This is a genomic window from Longimicrobium sp., from assembly GCF_036280135.1.
In the GTDB taxonomy this organism is placed as follows: domain Bacteria; phylum Gemmatimonadota; class Gemmatimonadetes; order Longimicrobiales; family Longimicrobiaceae; genus Longimicrobium.
In genome coordinates this window covers 1-5316 of the sequence record NZ_DASURI010000691.1, presented here as the reverse complement: position 1 = coordinate 5316, position 5316 = coordinate 1, and the positions used below count along the sequence as shown (strand labels likewise).

The 5316-nt window shown below is 73.0% G+C and carries 4 protein-coding genes; all 4 read left to right on the top strand.

Going from position 1 to position 5316, the window contains the following annotated elements; translation table 11 throughout:
* Nucleotides 1-525: 525 nt before the first annotated feature.
* Nucleotides 526-1947: a UDP-N-acetylmuramate--L-alanine ligase gene (murC, locus tag VFZ20_RS22380; protein ID WP_329686175.1), complete on the top strand. Its 1422-nt coding sequence runs from the start codon at nucleotides 526-528 to the stop codon at nucleotides 1945-1947.
* Nucleotides 1944-2720, top strand: a complete 777-nt coding sequence (locus VFZ20_RS22375; protein WP_329686174.1) for a cell division protein FtsQ/DivIB — start codon at nucleotides 1944-1946, stop codon at nucleotides 2718-2720. Before murC ends, VFZ20_RS22375 begins: the two co-directional genes overlap by 4 nt.
* Before the next feature lie 25 nt (nucleotides 2721-2745).
* Nucleotides 2746-4005, top strand: coding sequence for a cell division protein FtsA (gene ftsA, locus VFZ20_RS22370; RefSeq protein ID WP_329686173.1), 1260 nt, complete (start codon nucleotides 2746-2748; stop codon nucleotides 4003-4005).
* 79 nt (nucleotides 4006-4084) lie between these two features.
* Nucleotides 4085-5316: cell division protein FtsZ (gene ftsZ / locus VFZ20_RS22365; protein ID WP_329686172.1), on the top strand; the 1232-nt coding region annotated here is incomplete at its 3' end.

Below are 5316 nucleotides of genomic sequence, written 5' to 3'. Positions count from 1 at the left end.
GGCTTCATCAGAAGGCAGATCGGCAACACCTGCTGAGAGTGGCGATCGCGCGGTTCGTGCGCGAGAAGGGTTACGACGAGGGAAGATCTGCCCGGGTCCGCCTTCGCGGACTGCACCGCCGCCTCCGCGCGGTGGAGCGGGATTCCGCGAGGGATCGGCGGCGGCGGGAAGCGTGGAAGCGCAGGGTGGATGCAGCGCGACGGCCGGTCGCGGACCGGACGGAACCAGCAGGATGACGGCGTCCCTTGGTAGTCAGGTTGCTTTCGGCGAGGGGACGGGATCCGCGTTTTTTTGAAGAGGCATGATGGCGGCGCCGGGCGCGGAAATCGGCCGGTGCACATCATCCACCTGATCGCGATCGGTAAAAGGTGGTCCGCGACGGGCCGTCGCGAGACATCGGCGATCGACACGCGGACGCGGCCTGGACGCGAAGGCGGACGTCGAGCGTTTGTCGCAGAAACGTAGCAGGAGCGCGGGGCAATTCGGCCCCGCGGGAACTTTCATCCCCGTGTGCCCGGCGTTACATTGAGCACCGACTTCGACCTGCTGGAGCTGGCAAGGCGCGGCCCCGTGCACTTCATGGGGATCGGCGGCGCGGGGATGTCGCCCCTCGCCGAGATGGCGCTGCTCGCGGGCGCCCGGGTCACCGGCTGCGACTCGTCGCCCGGACCGGCCACGCGCCTGCTGGAGGAGCGCGGCGCCACCGTGTGGCAGGGGCACGACCCCGCGCACGTGGCCGACTGCGCCGCGCTGGTGATGACGGCCGCCGTCCCCGCCGACCACCCGGAGCTGGCGGCCGCGCGCGAGCGCGGCATCCCGGTGCTGAAACGGGCGCAGGCGCTGGGCGCCATCGTGAACCACGGCACCGTCGTGGGCATCGCGGGCACGCACGGAAAGACGACCACCACCACGCTCACCACCTCCGTGCTGGCCGCGGCGGGGATGGACCCCACGGGGTTCGTGGGCGCGCGGGTGCCGGCCTGGGGCGGCAACCTGCGGCGCGGCGGCGACAGCCTGTACGTGGTGGAGGCGGACGAGTACGACCGCTCGTTCCACCAGCTGCGGCCCACCATCGCCGTGGTGACCACCCTCGAAGCGGACCACCTGGACATCTACGGCTCCCTGGAGGCGATCGAGCAGGCGTTCCGCATCTTCGTGGATTCCGTGCCGGACGGCGGCCTGATCGCCGGGTGCGGGGACGACCACGGGGCGGCGCGGCTGCTGGCTTCGCTGGAGGGCGGGCCGGAGCGCATCGTCACCTACGGCCTGAGCGCCGGCGCCATGCTGCGCGCCGAGGACGTGAAGGCGACGGCGGGTGGCCAGCAGTTCACCGTGCGCGAGCGCGGGGTCGTGCTCGGCACGGCGCGGCTGAACGCGCCGGGGCTGCACAACGTGCGCAACGCACTGGCGGCCGTGGCCGTCGCGCGCAAGCTGGGCGCGGATTGGAAGATGATCGAGGCGGGGCTGGCGTCGTACGGCGGCGTGGATCGCCGGTTCGAGCACATCGGCGAGGCCGAGGGGGTGCTGGTGGTGGACGACTACGCCCACCATCCGACCGAGATCCAGGCCACGCTCTCCGCCGCGCGGGCGGGGTACCCCGAGCGGCGGATCGTGGCCGTCTTTCAGCCGCACCTGTACTCGCGGACGCGGGACTTCGCGCGTGAGTTCGGCGAGGCGCTGGCGGCGGCGGACGTGGTGTACCTGACGGACATCTACGCCGCCCGCGAGCGGCCCATCGAGGGCGTGACGGGCGAGCTGATCCTGGAGCACCTGCAGCGCGTGGGCGCCGACGTGCGCTACGTCCGCGACCGCGCGGACGTCGTGGAAGCCGTCTCCGCCGCGCTGCGCGCGGGCGACCTGTGCCTGACGATGGGCGCCGGCAACCTGGACATCGCCGCGCGCGAGCTGCTGCAGGGGCTGCGCGGCGCACCCGCGCGGGTGGGATGATGGAGCGCCGCCGGAAGGTCCGTCTCGCCGCGCTGGGCCTCGTCGCCGCCGCGGCCGCGTCCACCCCGCTGTGGGGCCCGTCGGCCCTGCGCCGCGTTCCGCTCTTTGACGCGGACCGCGTGGAGGTGACGGGCACGCGCATGCTGGCGCCGCACGAGATCGTCGCCGCGTCGGGAATCCAGATCGGCGCCAGCGTGTGGACGGACCCGGAGGCGTGGGAGGCCGCGCTGCGCCGGCACCCCGTCATCGCGTCCGCCGAGGTGGAGCGCCGGCTGCCGGCCACGCTGCGCATCCGCATCACGGAAAAGCGCCCCGCGGCCTTCGTGCAGGCGGGCACGCTGCGTCCGGCGACGGCGGAAGGCGAGCTGCTCCCGGTCGATCCCGCGCGCGTGCCCGTGGACCTGCCCATCGCGGGGACGGCGCCCGACACGGCGCACCGCGTCCGCGACCGGGCGGCGCTCCGGCTGCTGGCCGAGGCGGGCCGCCTGGCGGACGCCGATCCCATGCTGATGGCGCGCGTGAGCGAGCTGCGCGCCGGGCCGGACGGCGCCCTGCGCGTGCTCCTTGCCCACCCGGCGGCCGAGGTGCTGCTGCCGGCCGGCGTGCAGGAGCCCCGGCTCACGCAGCTGCGCGCCGCCCTGGACGACGTGGGCCGGCGCATTCCGGCCGGCGGCCGCGCCACGGTGGACGCGCGCTTCGCCGACCAGGTGGTCGTCCGGCTGCCGCGGCCCGTGTCCGCGGCGGCGCCCGTGGTGCCGCAACCCGTTCCGTGACCCGCATCCGCATCTGACCGGCTACATGCGTCCAACCATCGTCGCAGGACTGGACATCGGGTCGAGCAAGACCGCCGTGGTCATCGCGGAGGTCTCGGGCGACGCCCCCCAGCGCGCGCAGGTCAAGATCCTGGGCGTGGGGCAGGCGCGCACGGGCGGCATCCGGCGCGAGATCGTCACCGACATCGAGGCCACCACCGAGTCCGTCCGCAAGGCGGTCAAGGAGGCGGAGCTCATGGCCGGCGTGACCGTGCAGAAGCTGTACACGGGGATCGCGGGCGAGCACATCCACGCCTGGCCGTCCACGGGCGTCGTGGCCGTGGGCCGCGGCCCGGGCGGCGACGGCGAGATCCGCCCCGGCGACGTGGAGCGGGTGCAGGAGGTGGCGCGGGCCGTGGTCATCCCCGGCGACCGCGAGCTCGTGCACGCCATTCCGCAGGAGTACATCGTCGACGCGCAGGGCGGCATCACCGACCCGGTGGGGATGGCGGGGACGCGGCTGGAGGCCGAGGTCTTCATCGTCACGGGAAGCGCCACGGCGGGGCAGAACGTCCGCAAGGCCGTCACCCGCGCCGGGTACCAGGTGGCCGAGCTGGTCCTGGAGCCCCTGGCCTCCTCGCTCTCCGTCGTGAGCGAGGACGAGAAGGAGATCGGCGTGGCGCTGGTGGAGCTGGGCGGCGGGACGACGGACGTCTGCGTGTTCCACGAGCGCAAGATCCGCCACCTGACGTCGCTGCCCTGGGGCGGATCGACGGTGACCAACGACATCGCCAAGGGGCTGTCGCTGCCGTACGCCGAGGCCGGCCGCGCCAAGGAGCGCTACGGCGTGGCGCGCACGGACTTCGTGCGGCCCAACGAGACGTTCGAGATCCCCGCCGGCGCCGCCGGGCAGACGCGACACGTTGCCCGCGAGCTGCTGGCGCACATCATCGAGCAGCGGCTGGACGAGATCTTCGGCCTCGTGGCGGCCGAGCTGGACCGCGGGGGATTCGGCGGGCAGCTGGGCGGCGGCATCGTCCTCACGGGCGGCGGCGCGTCCCTGCAGGGCGTGGTGGAGCTGGCGGAGCGCAGCTTCGCGGCCCCCGTGCGCATCGGCGTGCCCGGCGACGGCCTCGGCGGGCTTGCGGATTCCGTGCGGCGGCCCAAGTTTGCGACTGCTGCAGGGCTCGCCATCTACGGCTCCCGCCGCGCCCTTTCGGATGTTCCCGAAGGGAGCGCCGCGGCCGGGGCCTCCGTCAACGGTGTCATCAAGTGGATGCGTGACTGGATCTCGGACTTTTTCTGAGACCCCCGCGGTCGGCCCGCATCCGATTCTTATCCTTTCGTAAACGCCCGACCCTCCCCGCTTGGAGGAGCCAGCGCACATGGTCTTCGAGTACGACGAGACGATGACCCAGAACGCCCGCATGAAGGTGGTGGGCGTGGGCGGCGGCGGCGGAAACGCCGTGAACCGGATGATCGAGGAAGACCTGGAAGGGGTCGACTTCATCTCGGTCAACACCGACGCCCAGGTCCTCAAGCTTTCCAAGGCGGACGTCCGCATCCAGATCGGGAGCAGGCTCACCCGCGGCCTGGGCGCCGGCGCGCGCCCGGAGATCGGCGCGCAGGCGCTGGAAGAAAACCGCGACGAGATGCGCAAGGCGCTGGAAGGCGCCGACCTGGTCTTCATCACGGCCGGCATGGGCGGCGGCACCGGCACGGGCGCCGCGCCGCTCATCGCCGAGATGGCGCGCGAGATGGGGGCGCTCACCATCGCCATCGTCACCAAGCCCTTCCTCTTCGAGGGCAAGAAGCGGATGAAGCAGGCCGAGCAGGGCCTGGAGGAGCTCAAGCGCGCCGCCGACACCATGATCGTGGTGCCCAACGAGCGGCTGCTGGCCGTGGTGGGCAAGGGGACGTCGTTCAAGGACGCCCTCAAGAAGGCCGACGAGGTGCTGCTGCACGCCACGCAGGGCATCTCGGACCTCATCCGCGTGACGGGCGAGGTGAACGTGGACTTCGCCGACGTGCGCACGGTCATGAGCAACCGCGGCGCGGCGCTCATGGGCACGGGCTTCGGCCGGGGCGAGAACCGCTCCATGGAGGCCGCGCAGGAGGCCATCAGCTCGCCGCTGCTGGACAACATCAGCATCAGCGGCGCGGCCGGCGTGCTCATCAACATCACGGGCGGGATGGACCTGGCCATCGACGAGGTGACGACCATCTCGTCCATCATCCAGGAAGCCGCCGGCGACGACGCCGAGATCATCTTCGGCGCCGTGCACGACCCCTCCATGAAGGAGGAGGTGCGCGTGACGGTGATCGCCACGGGCTTCGACCGCACCTCGGCGCCCATCGTGGACCGGGTGCCCATGGACAACGTCATCCGCCCGGACTTCCGCAACGCGCGCGCGGCGGGCCCCGAGGGGACCACCACGCGCACGACGTACCCGCCGCGCCCGGCCTACGAGCCCCGTGCCGAGCCGCCGCGCCCGGAGCCCCTGCGCCCCGCCAACGGCGACGCGCGGGGCCTGGACCGGGCGGAGCCGGCGCAGCCCGCGGGCGGCACGCCCGTCCACAAGTTCCCGCCCCCGCGGCCGGAGCCCCGGGTTCCCAG

Bases quoted from the DNA above. Each gene is read 5' to 3' on its own strand.
- VFZ20_RS22375 (WP_329686174.1), top strand. From the start codon at position 1,944: ATGATGGAGCGCCGCCGGAAGGTCCGTCTCGCCGCGCTGGGCCTCGTC.
- ftsA (WP_329686173.1), top strand. From the start codon at position 2,746: ATGCGTCCAACCATCGTCGCAGGACTGGACATCGGGTCGAGCAAGACC.